Below are 21,218 nucleotides of genomic sequence, written 5' to 3'. Positions count from 1 at the left end.
AACACAGCGTTCAAATAGCATCAAACAGTCAATACTCAATCATGTTTAAGCGCTATTCAAACGGTGTAAAGTGGTCATAAGAATAAAAAATCAGCTTATTTTCTACTTCTTAACCACGCTATTGTCTATCTACATTCAATTATACCAAAAATAGTTAATGATTATGGCTTATTTTAAAGCATTTTTTGCAACTTGTAATGGTTGCTTATAAGTAGGTTCTTCCGTTAATTCTTCAACAATTTCACGATATTGAATAACACCATTTTGATCGATAACATATACTGTACGTGCTAATAAATCATTGCCATCTAAGTTAATGTCTAATCCATACGCACGACCGAATTCACCTGATTCATCAGTTAAGGTATCAACATCTAACTCATTTTCTTGATTCCAAGTATTAAATTCTTGTGGTGTATTGCGTGAAACCGTTAAATATTGAATATCACCTGATTTTGTTTCATCAGATAAACGTTTGGTTTGTAACTCACAAGTACGAGTTAAAATATTAGGAACCACACTTAAAATGGTCACTTTGTCCGCTAATAAATCTTTCAGTTGGACTGTTTCACCTTTTCGATTAACCAAAGTCGCATTAGGTGCTAAATCACCCACTTCAACTTGTTTACCTTCAATGACTAGTGGTTCTCCGTTCACTTTAATTTCCATGTTATATACCTTCTTTCTTTGTTGTTAATTTAATTATACAAAAAACAACCGCCATTACACAAAGGAAGTGCTTGCAGTTGTTATATTAATTTTGTGAACAATATCGAAATGTAATCTGTCTCTAGCCGAAGGGATGTTTATAATAAACCTTTTGATTTGATATCCAATAACGAAGTGCAGGCTGTCACCGGCCAAATTTATGTTTATAATAAATCGTCAAATTCAGCTTGTTGACTCGTAATATATTGCGCATCAATCACTTCAATTTCTATGTTTTGCACGGCATCTTGAACTAAAGCTTCAATGTCTAAGGATTCTTCTAAAAACTCAATTTTCCCTTGACGTGGCTTTGTCTTTGGCGAAGATGGTGCAAAAACCGTACAGCAATCTTCATAAGGTTCATTACTGATATCATAAGTTCCTACTTTTTCAGCTAACTCAATGATTTCATTTTTATCAACTGCAATTAACGGTCTTAAAACCGGAGAATGTGTCACCGAATTAATGACATTCATACTCGTCAATGTTTGACTCGCTACTTGCCCTAAAGATTCTCCCGTTACAATGGCTTCTGCCTGACGTTCAATTAACAATTGATCCATAATACGAATCATCATCCGACGCATCACGGTCATTGAATATTCATCGGGAACCGTTTCTTTAATTGCTTCTTGGATTTTAGTAAAAGGGACATTGATAAAATGAATAGGTTTAGCATACTTCGCTAAAACTGACGTTAAACGTTTAGTCTTATCCAGTGCCTGTGGACTTGTATAAGGCGGACTACTAAAATGAACAGCTTCAATTTCCAATCCACGTTTAATCATTTGATAACCCGCAATTGGTGAATCAAAACCACCTGACAACATCAATAACCCTTTACCACTCGAACCATAGGGTAAACCACCCAATCCTTGATATGAAACTAAGCTCAAGTTAGCACCGGTATTTTGATGGATACTAATCGATAATGTATGGGTTGGACGACGTAGATCAACGCCCATTTCCGGATAACGTTCACCAATTACATGCCCTACTTCACGTTGTAAACTAATTGTGTCATATTTGAATGACTTATCAGAGCGTTTCGCTACGACACGGAACGTATCCCCTTCCTTAATCGTTAATTCTTCGAATAATTCCAGTGCTTTGTTTTTAATTTGTTCGAGGTCTTTTTCCACCCGATGAACCGGCTCAAATCTAGAAATCCCCGGTATTGTCTTTAATATTTCAACAATTTCTGCAACGGGAGTGTGTTCCCATAATAAATGCATAAAATCATGATTGACAGTAATTTTAATGTTTTCTAAATGTTTGGTTTGAAGACGAATATGTTCAGCTAATCGTTGTTGAAAAGACTTACGATTACGACCTTTCGTGGATAATTCGCCATAATGAATAACTAATTGATGCATACTAACTCCTTATTATTAATTATTTAGTTTCTAAAGCGACTAAGCTATCTATTTTCGATTGGATTCGACAATATTAATATTGTTTTACTTTTTTATCGCCTCAGCTGATATTCTTTAGCAATGAATCGCCTATACTGATATTAGTTTCCTTTTTGAATTGACTCAGCAGCTATTTTTTTACTTTTTGCAGCGACTCATTTGATCTTTTTTAAGCAAATTTAGCAGTGACTTTTTCAATAATTTTAATGAGTTCATTAACTTGCGTGCTGGTAGTCAAACTCGACATACTCAGGCGTACTGCCGATTCTGAAATATTATCAGGAACCCCCATTGCTTTTAGTGTCGAATGCACTTGATGCTTGCGACTTGAACAGGCACTCGTAGTCGAAATCATGACACCTTCCGTTTCAAATGCATGCACTAACACCTCGCCAGGAATTGACGGATAGGCCACACATAAAATATGTTCACTAGCCGATGCTTCGGCAAACACTTGCCAATTTTGTGATTTAAATGCTTCGATTAATGATCGACGGAATTTAGCCAGATTTTGCTTCACTGCTTCTTGTTTGGTACTTGCAAGACGTAATGCTTTGGCAGTTGCTACAATACTAGCTAAATTTTCAGTACTACTGCGTAATCCTTTTTCTTGACCCCCGCCATAAATAAAGGGCTGTGTGTTAACTTTCTGTTTTAAGGTTAAAATCCCAGTACCTCGTCCAGCATGAAATTTATGTCCAGATAAAGTCATGGCATCGATGCGCGAATTATGTAACAGGGATAATTGGGTAGTAACAGCTTGCACAGCATCAACATGCCAAATAATTTGCGGGTGTTTTGCCAACAGTTCAGCAATTTGCTCCAACGGTTGAACCGCACCTACTTCATTATTGACTGCCATCGTTGAGATTAATAGGACATCGGAGTCCAACTGGTCTTTTAATGCTGGAAGATCAATTTCTCCTTGTGGGTTCACACTGATTCGTTCAATCCTATAATTTTCAGACAAAAGTAAATTGATTTGCTCATATACCGAGGGATGTTCAATCGCTGAAATCAAAATCCGTTTTGCATTGGGACGATGCTTACTCAACTCACGCACTACTGCTTGTAATACCCAGTTATTGGCTTCAGTTCCACTAGAAGTAAAATAAACTTCGTTCGTTTTGACTTGTAAGATTTCAGCAACTTGTGCGCGAGCTTGTTCTAATAATTTTTTTGATTTAACACCTAATTCATGTAAACTTGATGGATTCGCAAAATATTCCTTTGATACTTGTAAATAGGTGTCTAATACCGATTGATCAGGCATTGTGGTAGCACTATTATCAAAATATAACATTTTTAACCTTCCTTCATTTGATGTCTGTGCGATTTAAAAACGATTAGACGGTACTTGAGCAGTACTTATCTAATCGTTTCAAATCATTAATAAATCCGACTTTGCTTTTCTTTATGATACATACGACGAACTTGCGTTGGAGCTTCTTGATCGATGCGGCGTAAGGCTTTTTCAATCACGGCTAAGCTATCACCATACCGGAAATCTTGGTGGAATAAATATTGTGCTTCTTTAATGGCATCATCCACTTCAGGATAATCGTATCGGAATCGATTACTATGTTGAATCATGTATTCCGTTAACATAGCATTATCAATCGTTTGTTCCGTTAACTCTTCTAATTTATTTAAATTTTCGACTAATCTTGCTTCTAATGTTTCAATTTCAAACATGTCGATTCGTACTTTATTAAGTAGTTTCGCTAGCTCCTCAATTTGATCGGTTACTTTAAAGAATAAGGTATAGTAATTATCATTTAAGCCAGGTAAATGATGTTTTTCAATTCTACGTTTATAATTACGTAAATCCATTTCATAAAGATCTAAGTTTTGTTTCGTTTCTTTTTCTTTATGATTCATATCCGATAAACCTTGGACTAACTTATTTTGTTTTTCATCAATTTCTTCAACGCGTTTCTTGATTTTCTTAATGTCAGATTCAACCTTAGTAAAAATCACTGTATTATCATTAATTTGTCCAACAATATCATTAAATCGTTGATACTCATTACGAATTTGTTCCGTTAATTCTGATACTTGATCTAATTCATTATTATGTAAAATATAACTTTGAGAAATGCGATCGACTTCAATGCTAGCATAGCGGTTATTTTCAGAAACCTGGTCTAGTTGTGCGCCTAATTGGTTAATATTCTTATTAACAAATTCTTTTGAAGCAATTTCACTTTCCATCAATTCGTATAACGAGTTAATTTCACGTTCTGCTTTATCCATTTGCGTTTTGGCTTCAACTAAGTCTGCATTTTTAATTTTAATTTTAGCTTCATCAAGTAATTCTTGAACAGCATCAATTTCTTCAGGAATATTAATATCACCAAATTTAAAGTGACTTTCAACCATCTTTTGATAACCATCGCGTAAATCTTCAATTGAATCTTCATATTTATTCTTGATCTGGTTATACATTGCGGGAATTTTTTCTAAAATTTCTTCCAAACTTGATAAATCTGATTCAATAACAGCTAGCATTTCTTTCGCTTCTAAATGGTCACCCGATGCGGTTAATTCATTATATTTAGTAAAATTTAATTCTAAATACTGTAAATTTTTCTCTAAAGTTTCAATGGCAGGACCATAATCGAAACTATGATTCATCACACTTTTACGTGCTGTATTGTAGCGTTCTAATAACGCTTCAATTTCTTCACGGTTTTGTTCATCAACGCTTAATAGCTCTTTTAATGCTTCGCTTAAATCGTCCACTTGCGCTTCGGTTTCGTCTAACATTTCGCGAGCATCTTCTAAAACCTTTTTAGATTTTACAATGTTCATTTGATCTGCAAATTGTTCAGCTCCAACGAGTGCAGCTTCAATCTCAGTAAATTGGTAATTGGTAATCGTTTGCCAATTTGCGACTAAATTTTCGTATTGGCGTTTTGTTTGACCCGATAATTCCATATTTTTTAACGTAAATAATTGGTCAGGTATTGAAACTTCCATTACGCGATCTTTTCTTTTTTCTAATTCATTAATATCCTTTGCTAGTTGGCTCTTCATATAAAAGAAAACCCCATACCCAACTAACACCAGAATGACGATTATAAATAATATATCCGTAAATCTCAATGTCGTTCGCTCCTCTAATCCTTCAAAAATACATTTCTATCATTACTTTTCTACAAATGTACAGTCTATCTATTAGATTATATCATTTACGCCATTGAATTAAAAGCATTCCTTTCTATAATTTTACTAGTTTATTAACGGTAAATGATACTGTCTTATTAAAACGCATTCAAAATGTCGCCAATCCAGTATTCCCCTTAATGACTAGTGAGTATCTCTGCCACCATTAATCAAGATAAAGTTCCATATATTCCCTACCATTCATTCAATTCTCATAATAAAAATTAGACTTTCCTTTACTTTCACTTCAATCGTTCTATTAAAATTCTTGTTTACGTAATTTTTCACTGCAAACATTCTAAGTTTATCGGATTTTAAATTACCTCGCTTGCACAGTTCATAACAATGCGTATATTAGCTACTTTTTTATTAATGACTAATAACTGAACAACACATGATTTTAGTTTGACCTTATGGTGATAATGCATGTCGAATGTTAATGCCTTTAAAGGGAATAACCATTATTTCAATGGCTCCATTGTCTGCAGTCGTTAGATAAGGGATTTGTTCTTGTTGTAAATACTTCTTGACTTCTTGATGAGGATGTCCATAACGATTGTTTTTCCCCACAGAAATAAGCGCCATTTCTGGTGTTGTTTGCTCAATTAATTGTTTACTAGTACTGGTATTGCTACCGTGATGGCCAACTTTTAACAGATTGATGTCCAAATTAGGTATTGTCGTTAATAATTTTTGCTCACCAGTTTTTCCTAAGTCTCCCATATTTAAGAATGATCGATTCGATAATTTTAACAGGGTGACAATTGAACTTTCATTTAAATCTTCCCTTGGCGCATTAGTGTCAAACCATCCCCATAATGTATCAGGGATAATTGTGTGCCAACCAGGCGCTTCTAAAATTGTTAAAGGCAACTGATTCTGATAAGGTCCCATTACTTGTTGCCAGTTTTGATGATGGAATCCTATATTGGAAATGACGATTTCTTTCACAGGGATAGTTTTGATAATTGCCGGTAAATTAGCAAAGTGGTCAGCATCAGGATGGGTAATGACAATCCCTTCTAATTGCCGAATGCCTAAAGCAGCTAAAGCAGGCAAAATAGTTTTCTTGGCAAAATTTTCTTCTGGCTGATCTTGAGAACTATTTGCATCACGATCCCAAGAAACTTTACCTCCGACATCTATCAACCAGCCTTGATTAGAAAAGGCAGCTTGGTATAAAACAGCATCGCCTTGTCCAACATCTAATACTATTATCCGTTCAAAATGACATCTACCACTTATTAAGATCAAGCCTATATAGCTGATAATGGTGAATTTCCACGCTTGTTGCCAATCTACCAACCATCTACCTGCAACTGCCATCAATACGACGACTAAAAACCAAGAATAATGACCGACTACTATTTTCGGTTGGAATAATTCAATCGGTTCAAGTAGAAAATCAAAACGCTGAACGAGTAGCTGTCCTTTTGGCGAAAAAGATAGGAGCGTTAATAATACAGCTAATGGAAAAATGCCCCAATCAAACACTTTGCCAATAATCAGACCCCAAATTAATTGGAGAGGATACCAATAATAATTTTGTCGCATCGTGATGGGCCAAGTAAATAGCGTACAGATGATGGCTAATTGGATGGATTGCGAAAAAGGTAAAGGTTTCGGAATTTTTTCAATAAAAATCAAAATATACGAGATTAAGAAACTTAATTGAAAGCCCGTGGATAAGATAATTCTAGGATTGAACCAGAGAAAAGCTAAAACCAGCAGACTTAAATTATCCATTCGCGAGAGTGACCCATATTTTTTCAGAAAGTGACTGCCAACGCTTCTTACTACCCCAACTGGAAAACAGGTTAAAAAAGTATAGCCAATTAACAATCCATCTATTATCAGACTCCCTACCTCATTGATGATGCCAAATCGTCTTAATAAATAATCGATATTGTTTTTTATTAAAGTGACATGAAAACCTGAAATAGCAAAAAAATGGATGATGCCAAATTCTATTAAGCGTTCACGGTGCGTCTTATATTGAGTTGATGATAAATTCCAAATTAAGCGATTATAAAGACTGAACAAACGAATATGATCCAATTTTTGAAAATGATTTAACAATTGCCATCGCCAATTTAAAAAGTAACAAAAAAAGTTGTTAACCGATTGAGCTCTTTCAATTGTTTTAATTTCAATTTGATAATCAATGTTTTGTGATTGTAAATATTTTTGATAATTGAAGCCACCAAAATTTCTAGCACCTTCTGGTATCGTTACACGCCCTTTTACTTGCAATAAGGTCACTTGATCCAATTGATGAAGTGTTGATAATTGACTCCCTTTAACATTGATAGTTAACCATTCTCCTTGTGACCATAGTTTGGCTCGTCCCGTTATATATTCTTCATCGCCATTTAAGTATATCGGGTCGATTTGCAATAAATAAGTATTTTCCTCTTGTGATATTAGAGGTTGCGTGCGGGTTCTAAAGGTGACCACACTACTGATTACAATGACGATGAAAACAAATTGTTTCACTATTTTAGTTAAAAACAGACAGCGGATAAAAAAAGCAACCCCTAGTAATCCCCATCCCCAATGTAGCGTTAACCAAAAATTTTGAACAATATAGGCCATAATAGCCAGGAAAATCCATTGATTGTTTAAATATTTCATCTTGATTATCCTTTATATCATTATTGTATCGAAATCATACTTGATAACTTATCAAAAGTTTTTTGACCAATGCCACTCACATTCATTAAGTCTTCAATTGTTTGATAAGAACCATATTCCTCACGATAGTCGATAATTGCCTGCGCCTTTTTTCACCAATACCAGGCAGTAAAGTCAATTCGGCTACATCCGCAACATTAATATTAATTTTTAATTCATTATGAGGATCTTCATCTGTTTCATTAGCAAAATAATTGACCATCGAAAACTCTTCTTCCAAGGTTTGATTGATGTTTGGCACCACTATCACCATTTGATCACTGAGTAATAAAGCTAAATTTAATTGGTCTTCATCGGCTTCATTGGTTAACCCTCCGGCAGACTCAATCGCATCCATGACCCTCGCACCATTTGATAATTGGTAAACACCCGGATCTCTAACCTCACCTTTAATATCTACATAAATAATCATTTCTTGGGTTGTTATTTCCGTTGAGTCAGTAGTCGACATGGTTAAGAGGTCCTCATCTATTATCATCTCTCCGCTTTCTGATAAAATTGATACAGGTCTTGGTCGGTTTTGAAACAGAAAATAAACGATACCTAAAATAAATATCACAAGCACCACTTTGTTTTCTTTGAAAATATCGCTAATTTTATTCACAATCTCTCCCCCTTAGCTAATAGATTATTTCTTAACATGATCCTTCACGGCAAGTTATGATTAAGTTATGATTAACTCATTATTATCTATAAATACGTAAACTTTCGCGAATACACTATTTATTAAATTTTGTGAAACATTTTTCGTTTTATTATAAAAATTATCTATGAAAGGCTTCACAATAAATTAATCCTATGCTATAATTTAGCTATCAAGTTTAGGAGGAATTTCACATGAAATTATCAAAAATCGTTTTATCTAGTTTGCTAGTGTTATCAGCTGCTACTGTAGCTGTTCCAGTAGCGACACAATTTACTGGTGATATTGCTATTGTGCAAGCTCAAGAAGAAGCTGTCACAATGCGTCGTTACTATACAGCAGCTCACGGAGACAAAGCATTCACTGCTGTAACTGTTTTATTACAAGGTGACAAATTAGTCGATGCTGTAATCGATGAATTCCAATTCGTAGCCAAAGATGGTGGCTTTACAGGTGTTCCAAACTCAGATAGTGATTTTGGTGCTGGCTATGCGGAAGGCCAAGTATTAGTAGGTAAATTAGACAACGATGAAGGTTACTCTAAATTAATGGCTGATAAAGCAGGTTCTACTGTCACCATCGGGGAAAACTTTAAAGCGATCATTGAAGCTACCAAAGGAAAAACTGCTGATGAAATTTTAGCATTAGTAGAAGAAGTTGACGGATTAGGTGAAGATGGGAATGTATCTGATGTTGTTTCAGGTGCTACCTTAGCTGATACATCAGGCTACTTAAAAGCAATTGCGGAAGCTATAACTGAAGGTTATGAATTTACTGGAGTTGAAGCAAACGCTGATAATCTAGTATTAAAACAAGAAATTGCGGCACCTCACGGTACTAAATCATTTGCTTTAGTAAGTGCTGCAGTTGATGGCGATAAAGTAGTTGCTTCTGCTATTGACGAATTCCAAATTGTTGAAGCAGGTGGCGACTTTACAGGTGTACCAAACTCAGATGCTGATTTTGGTAAAGGGATTGCAGAAGGATCACTCTTAATTTCTAAGATTGCTAATAACGAAGGATATTCTAAATTGATGACTGATAAAGCAGGTTCTACTGTAAGCTACTTAGATAACTTAAACGCGGTTGCAGCTTATGCTAATGGAAAAACAATCGAAGAATTAAAAGCTGGCATTGAAGAAGTTGCTGGTTTAGGTGAAGATGGAAATGTATCTGATGTTGTTTCAGGTGCTACATTAGCCGATACTGCTAACTACTTACAAGCCATTGCAGAAGTTGCTGAAAAATAATGGATTAATCAAATAATCTTTGCTAGGAGATAAGAGCGTGACTAAGATATCGTAATGAAATAATTTTCATTATGTCACCCTACTCTTTATCAAACAGCATAATTGAGTGATAAAATTCGGTATTTAACCGGAAATTATCACTCAATTTTTTTATACCTTCATATACAAGCTGTCAGCTAAGTAAACCTCGGTATTAATACCTAGGAGGAATTAGCGAAATAGGCAGCTCTTTTTGTTGGTTTTACTAGGTTATCGTTAATGTTTTCACTAATATAGTTGGTATAATGTATTTAAGAGGAAAGAGGTGACAAGATGCAGTTAACGAAAACGATTAAAGTGCAATTATACCCAAGTGCTAGTGATATTGAAAAATTCGAAGAAACCCAACAACAGTTTTTAAACGCTTGTAATTTTGTTTCGACATATATCTTTGACCATGACTTTGAATTAGGTCAAACGACTTTGCATAACGCCTTGTATCATCAGATACGTCAGGATTTTGGGCTGCAATCGCAAATGGCCCAGTCCGTGATGCGTACGGTAATCGCGAGATATAAGACCGTGAAAACACAGTTTAAACAAAAACCTAAGCGTTATAAAGATATCCATACAGGTAACTATCATACGCTATATAAAGACCTTTACCATTTAACGAAACCCCTAGGGTTTAAGCGACCAGTCGCTGTATTCGTACGTAATCGTAACTACGCTTATCATCAAGACGACACCTATTCACTGACGACCAATCAAGGACGAATTAAAGTGTCTTGTGATAAGCAACATATCGCTTATCTTCAACAATTTAGCCAGAATGCTTACAAGTTCGGTCAAGCTGAATTACTCTGTCGTAAGGGTAAGTGGTTCTTACACGTGTCCGCAAGTAAAGAGATAGACAACCTAGATGAAGCTAATATTCAACGGATTGTAGGCATTGACCGTGGTTTAAGACAGATACTAACAATTGCGGATGATACAGCTCATACTACCTTCTATTCGGGTAAAAGCTTGATAAAGAAAAGACGGCATTTTAAGAAATTGCGCCAGTCCTTACAAGCGAAGAACACCAAATCAAGTCGTAGACGCCTTAAAACAATTGAAAGACGAGAGAACCGCTGGATGAATGATGTGAACCATCAATTATCAAAGACACTCGTTGACCGATACGGGGCCAATACCTTGTTTGTGGTGGAAGATCTTACGAACGTTACTTTTAACACGACTCACCACCGTAAGCAAGATGCACGGTATGAACACCATTCTTGGCGATTCTTCGATTTTGAAGAAAAGTTAATGTACAAAGCTTTAGAAAGTGGTTCGCAAGTTTTAAAAGTATCCGCACAATTTACGTCCCAACGTTGTCCAAAATGCGAATCAATTGATAAAGCGAATAGACAACAAGATAAGCACTTGTTTACTTGTCAGAATTGTGGGTATCAATCAAATGATGACCGTGTGGCAGCTATCAATATTAAAGAATTGGGTCACCGATATCTGTCGAGTGAGAAAAACCTACGGTTTGAAAAAGTTGTGCCAATACAAAATTATTAAACATAAAACAATATTCAGTAAGTGTCTACAGACCGCTTATTGATGGGGTGCCAGTCAACCATCCCTTAGTGTCTTTAAACGGTTGGAGATATGACATCGTTCGTACAACCACCATGTTTAGGACAAACTCTCTGTTTTAACAGAGAGTAGTTGATATAGGACGCATCTCATAGATTGAATAATTTTCAACGACCACTGCACACAAAAAATAAAGAGTGGGCAAGCGGGAGTGAACCAGAAGTAGAAAATCAAATGATTTTCGCTTCGTCTGTTCAGCATCGCTTGTCTACTCCCTATTCTCATAACATCCAAAAGATAATAATTAATTCGCCTTTTATTCTACTTGTGTATCCATCACTAAGACCACTACTAAACGAACATAGGCGGTATCATCAACTCTAAAATCCGTTGGCGAAGCAACGACTTTAATGTATTGACTATTAAAATTTTGATATAGATCAGCATGTGTTGACGTTTCAAAAGCTCTATACAAATAATCAGCTAAGATTTCTGGTTTTAGCCAGGTTGAAAGATGGATATCATCAGCAGCAATATATAATTCATAAAGATTCTCGCCTAATCGACTACTTGCATGCTCTATTTCAAATAGGCTACGAAAATCTTGATAATCAATTGTTTGAGCACCTAAATAATGATAGTCTGATAATTCGTTAATTCTTTGGTCAACACCGGTTGCTAAATGATAACCTACTGATAATATCGACCAGTTATTGGCAGCACGCGTTTGATTAATTAAAGTTGTAAAATGCTCATTAAGGCTCTCGATATTCAGTTGTTGATTAAATTGTTGAGCTGCTTCCTGTGCGGATAAATAATTTACGGATGTTAACACCGCTTCATCAAGTGTTCTAGGTGATTTTGAAGTAGCATTTTCAGTACCAATTTTTTTACCGGTTGATTGATTGGAAATTTCTTGCTGGTTAGCCCCTAAAATTTGTCGAGTAATTTGAAGTCCCTTATCAACCGCAGAACGGTCTGTCTGACTCACAATCTCATGAATTGGTTGTCGATTGTTCCAAAATAGGAAGCCCCAAACGAATATAATAAATAAAAGTTTTATTAAATTAGAAATTATTTTATTCATTCAAATGCCTCCTTGATGTTTTCTTAAATTGTATCAAAGTGTTATTGAAAGTCTATTACCATTCGATTACAAATTAAACAATCCATCGCTGCTACTCGATTTAATCAAAAAAGGGAGTAGACCAAAAGTAGAAAATTGAATAATTTTCGCTTCGTCGGCCTGCCCCCGCACAGTTGGGAGTAGATGAGAAGTAGAAAATTCAATAGTCTCCGCTTCGTCGGCCAACCCCCGCACAATCAAATTGGTATTTCTTTAATTGTTAGGTAAAAACTTCTCACCGATGATTTTATAATTACGGAGCCATCACTTGACAGAAGTTCTCCATTATACGTCTCTTCTCTAGTTTAGCACAATTTACAAAATTTACTATTTGCTCATTTTTTATTCGTCATTTTATATCATCAATTAAAATTAATTATGGTTGATAGTTCTACTAAGGCATTTATTTGCCAGCTTCCTCTTCTAATTGACGTTTTATTTCATCCCAATCAATCTCACGACCTTTGGCATAATATTGACGGTCATACTCACCGATTTCTCGCACTACGCGACAAGGATTGCCATAAGCAAGAGAATTAGCGGGAACATCTTTTGTCACAATACTACCTGCGCCGATAACACTATTATCACCTATTTTAACCCCAGGCATTACCATTACGCCCGTACCTAACCAACAGTTTTTGCCAATATGAATCGGTAAATTATATTGATAAGCATGGGATCTTAAACCGGAATCGATGGGATGAGTGGCAGTCGATAAAACCACATTAGGTGCTAGCTTTGTATTGTCACCAACATAGATATGGGTATCGTCCACGCACGTTAAATTAAAATTAGCATAAACATTTTTTCCAAAATGAACATTACGTCCACCCCAATTGGAATGAAATGGCGGTTCAATATAACAACCTTCACCAATTTCAGCAAACATTTCTTTTAGTAAAGCGGATCGTTTCTCACCCTCAGTAGGACGCGTGTGATTATAATCGTATAATAATTCTAAACATTGAAGTTGTTGGTCCATAATACTTGAAACATTCGGTAAATATAATTCTCCTGTATGTAATTTTTCTTTCATTTTAAATCACCTCTACTTATTGTTACTTTTCCATCATATCACGCTTTGGAATTGCTTTCAATTATTCTATGGGTTATCTATTGCATCACTAATTTTTTGATGTTATATTGTAAAGTAATAAAATAATTAGAATTTGGAGAGATTTATGTTAAAAAGAAAGAACTTTTTTGCTCTATCCCTGATGTCCTTTGGGATATTCTTTGGAGCAGGTAATTTAATATTCCCACCTTCAGTAGCACAATTAGCAGGAAGCAATATTTGGTCAGCTTATTTTGGATTTTTAATAACAGCCGTTATTCTACCGATTTTAGGTATTATTACGGTTGCCAAAACCGATGGACTGTTAAACTTAGGTCGTAAAGTAGATCCGTTCTTCGCTTATATTATCACCATTGGTATTTTATTAGCGATTGGTCCAGGACTTGCTATTCCAAGAACTGGCAGTACCTCCTTTGAAATGGCCATTAAACCTTGGTTAAATAGTGAGATGTCTACCACAATGCCACTCATTTTATATTCAGCTGTTTATTTTGGTCTAGTAGCTCTTCTTTGCTGGACGCCCAATAAAATTATCGATCGGATTGGACGGTTTTCTACCCCCGCATTATTAGTCTTAATCTTATTATTGACCATTTTAGCTTTTACTCATCAACAACCGACACTTTTAGAGCCTTCTAATGGTTATGAAACAGCCGCTTTTACCACTGGTTTCTTATCAGGTTATAATACTTTAGATACTTTAGCGGGATTAAATTACGGATTACTCATCGTGACAGCAGTACGTAATCTTAAAGTAGATGAATCAAAAGTCGTGAAGGTAGCAACTAAAGCAGGTATCGTTGCCGGTGTGGTATTAGCACTTGTTTATTGGTGTTTAACGATTATTGGTCAATACGGTGCAGACAAGGTAGAAGTTGGAGCCAATGGAGCCAATATTTTAGTGGCGTCCAGTACTTTACTTTTAGGTAAATTTGGCACGCTTGTTTTAGGTATCATCTTTGTATTGGCTTGTTTTAATACTTGCGTAGGTTTAATTACGTCCATTTCACAATTTTTCCATCGTATTTTACCACAATTGAGCTATCATACTTATGTGGTGATTTTAACTCTATGGAGTTTTGCTTTAGCTAATATTGGTTTAGATGGCATTTTAACTTATTCAGTCCCTATCTTAGTATTGCTTTATCCGATTGCGATTACGCTAATTATTTTAACCTTAACGGATAATTGGCTTCATCACAGTCAACTAACCTATCGTATCATTGCCTATGTTGTTAGCTTTATTAGTATCATAAATTCTTTAGTTAGTATGGGGATTAAAATACCAATCTTAACCGCATTAACTGAGGCTTTACCGCTGGCTGATCAAGGTCTCAACTGGATGTTGCCAGTCATTATTCTAATGATCATGGCTTATTTTACGACTAATCGTCAAGCTGTTCCTAACTAATTTGGCAAAGGTCAACCCTTAACAAAACGAATGAACTGCCCCCTTTCAAATAGACCGGGAGCAGTTCATTTATTTTTTATATTAACACACCATTGAGCAGCATAAAAAGTATCGTATTAGACCTATTTTATGCATACTCAACACTGTGTGAGGAGCGGGACTATGAAGTGAGAATCAACCGATTTTATCTTCTCCCCGACTCCCTTTTAAGAGTGAGACAAAGTAAAATAATTATGCTCTATTAGCGCGCTTAGCAAGCTTTTCTTCTTTGCGACGTTCAAGTACTGATGATAATAATCGACTGAATTGCACTACCAATAGAAACATGGTAACGTATGTTTGGAGTTTCTCGAATTTTACTTTCATTTATATCACCTTTCTTTTATTTGCGTGTTGAGCCTCTTTCAATAATCTTATGTGGTAATAATACATTGCGTTCTTCAATTTCTTCTTTAGCCATGATTTTGGTTAATAGACGCATTGCGACAGCCCCTAAATCATATAATGGTAATTGAATAGAAGTTAATTTAGGACGGACAATTTGGCAATAAGTTGAGTTATGGCTCGTGATAATTTCAAAATCTTCAGGTACTTTCATCCCGTGATCTTGCAATGCGTTTAATAATGCTACTGCTACAACGTCATCGCCTACAACAGCAGCTGTTGCGCCAGTTGCATTGATTTGACCATATAAATCATCTCCTGAATCAATATCAAAATCTCCTTGAATGACTAAGTCTGGATCAAATTTTACATTATGTTTTTTCAATGCTTCTTTATAGCCAACTAAATAATGGTTTTTGTTGATTTCATATTCAGACGGTCCAGTAATAAGCGCTATTTTTTTGTTGCGTTCTAATAACATTTCAGTTGATTCTCTCACTGCATCTAAGTAACGTATATTGATTGTGGAGAATACATCACCTTCAGCTACAGTTCCGGCTAAAACGACTGGTGTTGAAGTACGTTCGATTTCTGCACGTAATTTGGGTGCGATTGAATTCCCTAAGTAAACTATTCCATCTACTTGTTTGGCTAATAAAGTATTAAACACCGAAACTTCTTTATCAGGATTTTCATCAGAGTTTGCTAAAATAATATTATATTTATACATGACTGCGATATCATCAATCCCACGTGCTAGTGAGGAGAAGAAGACATTAGATACACTTGGAATAATAACGCCAACTGTAGTTGTTCTTTTACTTGCTAACCCTCTAGCCACCGCATTTGGACGATAGTCTAAACGTTCAATGACTTCGTTAACTTTTTTACGAGTTGCTGGTTTTACATTCGGATTCCCATTGACAACTCGAGATACTGTAGCCATTGAAACTCCTGCTTCACGTGCAACATCATAAATTGTAATTGTTTGTTTTTCCATCAGAGTTTCACTCCCGTTATTATTATTTTGAAACTAATGTACCATAAATTTTCATGAATTGCAAGCGTTTCATTTACAACTTTTCATTATCTTAATACTCTCTCTATGAAAGCTGCTTTTTCGTTAATTTTTTCTTGAAAATAGAATAAAGGGACTGAAAATATTTTCAATCCCTTAAACTGCAAATGTTATTCTTGAATTTCTTCCACTTTTTCAGAAACTTCGTGCTCAATTTCTTCTGCTTTATCAGCAACTTCGTGTTTAAATTCTCCTGCTTTATCAGCAACATCCTCCGATAATTCTTCAGCAAATTCTTGAGCTTTTTCTTCCGCTTGATTAACTTCAATTTCGATATCTTCGGTTAATTCATCTAGTTGCTCTTCTTTTTTAGCAACAAATTTTTTACCATCTTCTTTTAATTCATTAAATTGATTTTTTAAATTTTCTGCTGTTAATTGAACATTTAGCATAATATCTTCAGATTTTTCACTTGCTACTTCTGCTGCAGAATCATACATTTCTACACCACGTTCAACTACTGTATCTTTATAATCACGTGCACGGTCGATTAATTTATCCACATCTTTGCTAACAGATTTTCGTAATTCATCCCCTGATTTTGGGGCATACAATAAAGCTGTTAACCCGGCAACTGCTGCACCCAATAAAGCACCTAAAACAAATCCACCATTATCTTTTTTAGCCATGTTATTTCACTCCTTCATTAATTGTAATTTCGCCTGCTGTAGAAGAAGGCTTACGGTTTCTAATTGATTCTAATTCTTCTTCAATTGCTGATTTTGGGGGCGTCACTGGCACTGTTTCATCCACAACTGCTTTTTCTTGTTTACTTGGTGAAACAAAGTCTTTAACTTTTGACAATGACTTAATATTTTTTTGTAATCTTTGTGTCTTTGATGGTTTTTTTCTACCAATGCCGCTTAATAAATTATTCGCCGTGTCTTTGGCAGAGACATTAATTTCTGATACTGTTAAGCCTAAATCACCAACTGCTGTAAATAAAGGATCAATCTTGCTAACTTTACCATTTACATCATCCATTAGTGAATTGGTTTTATTTAATAATCCTTCTACTTCGATTGAAAGACCATCAACATCCTTTGTAACGACATCAATCGTCGTATTCACTTTTTGGATGGTATTTTGTAATTCTGCAATTAATTTTGGTATTTTAAGCAGACTGATGATAAGAACAATTACAAGTGCAGCAAACGCCAAGGCCGCAATAATTGCAGCGATTCCTGCTAAATCCATAGGATAATCATCTCCAGTTCTTCAAATTTGATATATACTAAATATAGCACGATTCCGCTTCCAACTCAACTGATAACACTTCGTTTTCATCTCACTTTCAAAAACACTAACTTGATAAAATATGCTATGATAATATACGAGGAGTGTGAGTTATGTTAAATCAAACCGATCAGTGGTTCCAAACGTTTATTAAAACACAGTGGGAAGAAAGAGCAACCGACATCTTAATCATTATGTTTCAACTTATCTTAACCTATGTGCTCTTTTTACTCATTAGGGCGTTTATTAACCGGATTTTTAATTATAAAATTCAAGAAATGCTCATTGCTAAAAATAAAAACACCTCACGACAAAGGGTGAATACATTAGCAAAAGTAACTAAAAATGCCTTGACCTATTTATTATACTTTTTCTTATTTTACACTATATTATCAATTTTAGGTTTTCCGGTTGCTACTTTAGTGGCCAGTGCCGGCATTGCCAGCTTCGCTTTTGGGATGGGGGCCAAAGAATTTGTTACGGATGTGATCAATGGTTTCTTTATTATCTCAGAAGGTCAATTCGATGTAGATGAAGTGATTGAAATTCCTAATAAAGGTATTAAAGGAACAGTACAATCCGTTGGTATCCGTTCAACCACTCTTTTAACACCTAGTGGTCAAGTTTACTATATTCCTAATCGTGAAATTAATATTGTGTCTAATTTAAGTCGAGAGAACGTTGGCATGTCCATTGAATTACCAATTTCTACGACTACTAATCTTGCATTATGGATGCAAATCGTTGAACGTGAGACGGATCGTATTAAAGAACAATATGCTGAATTTTTACATGATGAACCGAATATTATCGGTCTGACCAAAAATGATAACCAAACCTTTAGTTACCAAATATTTTTCAAAGTAACCAATGGTCAACAATTTAAATTAACCAGTAAATTTTATGAACTGTATTTGACAGCGCTCAATGAAGAAATGACCAATGGCGTCAGTTTAAATAGTGGTGAAATTAGAGTATACCAACAAAATGTCACCCCATCATAGTATAAAGGCTCTATACTTTTTGATGTGAATGAACAGGGTCGTTTCTATTCACCTACACCATTTGACAAAGAGCCCTAAAAATAAACCTCAAGTTTAATTAGGAGTCACTCCATCAATTGGATGAAGACTGCCTTCGAAACTTGAGGTTTTTATCTTGATAATCGATTGAGCTCTTTTTTAGAGAATCGTCGTGCAACCTATACCTGCTCCATTTTAATATTGATAATCGATTGAACTGTTTTTAGTCAAATCTCAGATCATAATTTTTAAGGTCATTCATTAACAAACTTGAACATCAAAATGGCACCTGCTACACCAACATTTAACGACTCGGCTTGTCCAGGCATCGGAATATAGATTGATTGGTCAGCTAATTCAATTAGACTCTGGTTAACGCCCTGTCCTTCATTTCCAACAAGAATAGCTACTGCGGTCGCTTCCTTCACCTCAACTTGACGATAGTCAATAGCGGATTGATGTAAAGCTGTCGCTAATACTGTGGTGCCTTGTTGTTGTGCTTGGGGAATCCATTCGTTTAAGTCTGCTTGAATAATCGGTAAATGCCATAACGACCCTTGAGTCGAACGAATCACTTTATCGTTATAGACATCAACCGTTCCGGTGCCTAATATAATCGCATCGTAATTTGCCGCATCAGCCGTCCGAATTAAGGTGCCAAGGTTACCTGGATCTTGAACCGCGTCAACCAACAAAATACGCTTAAATTCTTTGGTTATTGCGGTCGGCTTACTTCTCATTTCGATAATCGCAAAGATGCCTTGCGTCGTCTCCGTTTGACTTAATTCCGCCAAACAATTATCAGCTAATAAAACTTCTTCAGCTGAGTGCTTCATTTTAAAAGGCTCATTCTTTGCTAAATAGTGCTCTGAGTAAATCAAATACTTTATTTTCACACCTGATTGCAATGCTTCTTCAATTAAATGAATGCCTTCAATCATATATTGTCCACTTTGTTTTCTACCTTTAGTGGTTGCTAATTTACGCCATTGTTTTAATTGGGCATTTTGCTTTGAAGTAATTTTTAACATAGCTTATCTCGTTAAGCGATAGATGGCTTCAGCATAAATCGCTGTAGCACGTAATAAATCATCAATCGCTAAAAACTCATTTGCTTGATGCATTGTATCAATTGAATCTGGGAATAAGGCTCCATAAGCGACCCCACGTGGCATTAAACGACCATAAGTACCGCCACCAATCGACATTTCATGACCTTCTAAACCAGTTTGGTTAGTATAAACATCGAGTAATGTTGCGACTAATGGATCATCCGCTGGCACATAATGAGGTTCTTTGCTTTCTCCGACTGTTAAGTTAAATTGATATTTTGTTAAAGCATTGGTAAATTTCTCAGACATCATCGCTGGTTCTGTCCCTTCAGGGAAGCGGAAGTTTAATACAATGCGACCGCCATCTGCTTCATTAAATGACACAATCCCCACATTCATACTAACATCGCCCATTACCTCATGATGGTGACTAACCCCTACTTTTTCTGCTTTGAAATCTTGATGTAATTCTGTTGCTAAAGCAGTGATAAAATCTTGTGCTGCTTTATTATTAAAAGCAAATTCATTTAAGAATACAGCTAAATAAGTCGCCGCATTATGCCCTTTTTCAGGAGTAGAACCATGAGCCGCTTTTCCTACTAATTTAAATTCAGCAACGCCATCATGCCATTCTGCATTTCCAGACAATTGATGCTCATTGACAAATGTTGCAAATTGTTCGGTAACAGTATTATCTAAACCTTTAACCGTCGCGGTCACATCTTGGATGACCATATTTTCACGTAAGCCACCTTCAAAATTCACTAAAGTAACATCGCCTTCAGTGGGTTCAGATTTAAAATCTAAATAAAAACTAACATTACCTTTTTCGCCGTTGATAATCGGGAATACCGCATCTGGTGAGAAACCAAAATCAGGCATCTCCGCATTTTGGAAATAATAATCCATACATTGCCAGCCACTTTCTTCATCTGTTCCGACAATTAAGTGAACACGCTTATTGAAGTCATAACCTAATTCACGCAATAATTTAATTGCAAAATAAGCTGCAACCGTTGGCCCTTTGTCATCACTTGAGCCACGAGCATATATACGATTGTCTTTAATGACCGGTTCAAAGGGATCTGTTTCCCAACCCGTACCGACAGGAACCACATCCACATGACCTAAAATCCCCATTAGTTCATCGCCTGAACCGACTTCGATACGACCAGCCCATGGTCCAAATTGTTTGGTTTCAAAACCATCTTCTTGAGCCATTTTCATAAATTCTTCTAAAGCTGCTTTAGGGCCAGGACCTACTGGTGCTTCGTCCGTTGCTTTATCATCTTCTCTAACAGAAGGGATCCGTAATAATCTAAATAAATCTTCAAATAATGTTTCTTTTCGGTTTTCAACTTCTTGTAACCAATTTACCATTTTTTCT

General features: G+C 35.6%; 18 protein-coding genes. 4 read left to right on the top strand and 14 right to left on the bottom strand.

What is annotated here, in order from left to right:
* Nucleotides 1-168 precede the first annotated feature (168 nt).
* The 7 genes from LB888_RS08380 to LB888_RS08355 form a co-directional block, all read right to left on the bottom strand.
* Nucleotides 169-669: a redoxin family protein gene (locus LB888_RS08380; RefSeq protein WP_318752579.1), complete on the bottom strand. Its 501-nt coding sequence runs from the start codon at nt 667-669 to the stop codon at nt 169-171.
* 203 nt (nt 670-872) lie between these two features.
* Nucleotides 873-2,084 carry a tRNA uracil 4-sulfurtransferase ThiI gene (gene thiI / locus LB888_RS08375; RefSeq protein ID WP_318752578.1) on the bottom strand — a complete coding sequence of 404 codons (1,212 nt, stop codon included), beginning with the start codon at nt 2,082-2,084 and terminating at the stop codon, nt 873-875.
* A gap of 208 nt (nt 2,085-2,292) precedes the next feature.
* Complete coding sequence (locus LB888_RS08370) at nt 2,293-3,426, bottom strand: cysteine desulfurase family protein (protein ID WP_318752577.1); 1,134 nt, start codon at nt 3,424-3,426, stop codon at nt 2,293-2,295.
* An 86-nt stretch (nt 3,427-3,512) separates the two neighbouring features.
* Entirely contained in the window at nt 3,513-5,231 is a 1,719-nt protein-coding gene (locus tag LB888_RS08365; RefSeq protein ID WP_318752576.1) for a septation ring formation regulator EzrA, read from the bottom strand.
* Between the two features lie 471 nt (nt 5,232-5,702).
* A complete protein-coding gene (locus tag LB888_RS08360) occupies nt 5,703-7,925 on the bottom strand; it encodes a ComEC/Rec2 family competence protein (protein ID WP_318752575.1) in 2,223 nt (740 codons plus the stop codon).
* A 20-nt stretch (nt 7,926-7,945) separates the two neighbouring features.
* Entirely contained in the window at nt 7,946-8,023 is a 78-nt protein-coding gene (locus LB888_RS12205) for a hypothetical protein (RefSeq protein ID WP_412928330.1), read from the bottom strand.
* Nucleotides 8,011-8,589, bottom strand: coding sequence for an SLBB domain-containing protein (locus LB888_RS08355; protein ID WP_318752574.1), 579 nt, complete (start codon nt 8,587-8,589; stop codon nt 8,011-8,013). The genes LB888_RS12205 and LB888_RS08355 overlap by 13 nt, the downstream gene beginning before the upstream one ends.
* Nucleotides 8,590-8,822: 233 nt before the next feature.
* Between LB888_RS08355 and LB888_RS08350 the strand changes: the two genes are divergently transcribed.
* The gene (locus LB888_RS08350) at nt 8,823-9,878 is read left to right on the top strand and encodes a peptidoglycan-binding protein (protein ID WP_311921124.1); all 1,056 of its coding nucleotides are present in this window, start codon (nt 8,823-8,825) and stop codon (nt 9,876-9,878) included.
* 312 nt (nt 9,879-10,190) lie between these two features.
* Nucleotides 10,191-11,426: a transposase gene (locus tag LB888_RS08345; protein ID WP_318752573.1), complete on the top strand. Its 1,236-nt coding sequence runs from the start codon at nt 10,191-10,193 to the stop codon at nt 11,424-11,426.
* Between the two features lie 334 nt (nt 11,427-11,760).
* Here LB888_RS08345 and LB888_RS08340 read toward each other — a convergent pair whose 3' ends face one another.
* Together LB888_RS08340 and LB888_RS08335 are read right to left on the bottom strand one after the other, a co-directional pair.
* Complete coding sequence (locus LB888_RS08340) at nt 11,761-12,531, bottom strand: hypothetical protein (protein WP_318752572.1); 771 nt, start codon at nt 12,529-12,531, stop codon at nt 11,761-11,763.
* A 442-nt stretch (nt 12,532-12,973) separates the two neighbouring features.
* Complete coding sequence (locus tag LB888_RS08335; RefSeq protein ID WP_078756571.1) at nt 12,974-13,609, bottom strand: sugar O-acetyltransferase; 636 nt, start codon at nt 13,607-13,609, stop codon at nt 12,974-12,976.
* A 145-nt stretch (nt 13,610-13,754) separates the two neighbouring features.
* On the opposite strand from LB888_RS08335, the gene brnQ reads away from it, so the two are divergent.
* A complete protein-coding gene (brnQ, locus tag LB888_RS08330; protein ID WP_318752571.1) occupies nt 13,755-15,059 on the top strand; it encodes a branched-chain amino acid transport system II carrier protein in 1,305 nt (434 codons plus the stop codon).
* Between the two features lie 382 nt (nt 15,060-15,441).
* Here brnQ and ccpA read toward each other — a convergent pair whose 3' ends face one another.
* The 3 genes from ccpA to LB888_RS08315 all read right to left on the bottom strand — a co-directional run bounded on the left by ccpA (nt 15,442) and on the right by LB888_RS08315 (nt 17,718).
* Nucleotides 15,442-16,443 carry a catabolite control protein A gene (gene ccpA, locus LB888_RS08325; protein ID WP_318752570.1) on the bottom strand — a complete coding sequence of 334 codons (1,002 nt, stop codon included), beginning with the start codon at nt 16,441-16,443 and terminating at the stop codon, nt 15,442-15,444.
* A gap of 188 nt (nt 16,444-16,631) precedes the next feature.
* Nucleotides 16,632-17,150, bottom strand: a complete 519-nt coding sequence (locus LB888_RS08320; RefSeq protein WP_318752569.1) for a YtxH domain-containing protein — start codon at nt 17,148-17,150, stop codon at nt 16,632-16,634.
* 1 nt (nt 17,151) lies between these two features.
* The gene (locus LB888_RS08315; RefSeq protein ID WP_318752568.1) at nt 17,152-17,718 is read right to left on the bottom strand and encodes a DUF948 domain-containing protein; all 567 of its coding nucleotides are present in this window, start codon (nt 17,716-17,718) and stop codon (nt 17,152-17,154) included.
* Nucleotides 17,719-17,870: 152 nt separating this feature from the next.
* On the opposite strand from LB888_RS08315, the gene LB888_RS08310 reads away from it, so the two are divergent.
* Nucleotides 17,871-18,761 (top strand): mechanosensitive ion channel family protein, encoded by an 891-nt coding sequence (locus LB888_RS08310; protein WP_318752567.1) that lies wholly within the window; start codon nt 17,871-17,873, stop codon nt 18,759-18,761.
* Nucleotides 18,762-19,033: 272 nt separating this feature from the next.
* Here the strand turns inward: LB888_RS08310 and LB888_RS08305 are convergent, their stop codons facing one another.
* Together LB888_RS08305 and pepV are read right to left on the bottom strand one after the other, a co-directional pair.
* Entirely contained in the window at nt 19,034-19,810 is a 777-nt protein-coding gene (locus LB888_RS08305; RefSeq protein ID WP_318752566.1) for an RNA methyltransferase, read from the bottom strand.
* Nucleotides 19,811-19,813: 3 nt separating this feature from the next.
* On the bottom strand, nt 19,814-21,211 hold the full coding sequence (gene pepV, locus LB888_RS08300; RefSeq protein WP_318752565.1) for a dipeptidase PepV: 1,398 nt from the start codon (nt 21,209-21,211) through the stop codon (nt 19,814-19,816).
* Between the last annotated feature and the right edge of the window lie 7 nt (nt 21,212-21,218).

This window comes from Globicatella sp. PHS-GS-PNBC-21-1553 (genome assembly GCF_033564055.1).
GTDB classification, from domain to species: Bacteria; Bacillota; Bacilli; order Lactobacillales; family Aerococcaceae; genus Globicatella; species Globicatella sulfidifaciens.
This window is presented reverse-complemented; position numbering and strand designations above follow the sequence as displayed.

What these genes read in the sequence shown, in the direction of transcription:
- LB888_RS08380 (WP_318752579.1), bottom strand. Translation starts at nt 669, where the DNA reads ATGGAAATTAAAGTGAACGGAGAACCACTAGTCATTGAAGGTAAACAA.
- thiI (WP_318752578.1), bottom strand. Translation starts at nt 2,084, where the DNA reads ATGCATCAATTAGTTATTCATTATGGCGAATTATCCACGAAAGGTCGT.
- LB888_RS08370 (WP_318752577.1), bottom strand. Translation starts at nt 3,426, where the DNA reads ATGTTATATTTTGATAATAGTGCTACCACAATGCCTGATCAATCGGTA.
- LB888_RS08360 (WP_318752575.1), bottom strand. Translation starts at nt 7,925, where the DNA reads ATGAAATATTTAAACAATCAATGGATTTTCCTGGCTATTATGGCCTAT.
- LB888_RS08350 (WP_311921124.1), top strand. Translation starts at nt 8,823, where the DNA reads ATGAAATTATCAAAAATCGTTTTATCTAGTTTGCTAGTGTTATCAGCT.
- LB888_RS08345 (WP_318752573.1), top strand. Translation starts at nt 10,191, where the DNA reads ATGCAGTTAACGAAAACGATTAAAGTGCAATTATACCCAAGTGCTAGT.
- LB888_RS08340 (WP_318752572.1), bottom strand. Translation starts at nt 12,531, where the DNA reads ATGAATAAAATAATTTCTAATTTAATAAAACTTTTATTTATTATATTC.
- LB888_RS08335 (WP_078756571.1), bottom strand. Translation starts at nt 13,609, where the DNA reads ATGAAAGAAAAATTACATACAGGAGAATTATATTTACCGAATGTTTCA.
- brnQ (WP_318752571.1), top strand. Translation starts at nt 13,755, where the DNA reads ATGTTAAAAAGAAAGAACTTTTTTGCTCTATCCCTGATGTCCTTTGGG.
- ccpA (WP_318752570.1), bottom strand. Translation starts at nt 16,443, where the DNA reads ATGGAAAAACAAACAATTACAATTTATGATGTTGCACGTGAAGCAGGA.
- LB888_RS08320 (WP_318752569.1), bottom strand. Translation starts at nt 17,150, where the DNA reads ATGGCTAAAAAAGATAATGGTGGATTTGTTTTAGGTGCTTTATTGGGT.
- LB888_RS08315 (WP_318752568.1), bottom strand. Translation starts at nt 17,718, where the DNA reads ATGGATTTAGCAGGAATCGCTGCAATTATTGCGGCCTTGGCGTTTGCT.
- LB888_RS08310 (WP_318752567.1), top strand. Translation starts at nt 17,871, where the DNA reads ATGTTAAATCAAACCGATCAGTGGTTCCAAACGTTTATTAAAACACAG.
- LB888_RS08305 (WP_318752566.1), bottom strand. Translation starts at nt 19,810, where the DNA reads ATGTTAAAAATTACTTCAAAGCAAAATGCCCAATTAAAACAATGGCGT.
- pepV (WP_318752565.1), bottom strand. Translation starts at nt 21,211, where the DNA reads ATGGTAAATTGGTTACAAGAAGTTGAAAACCGAAAAGAAACATTATTT.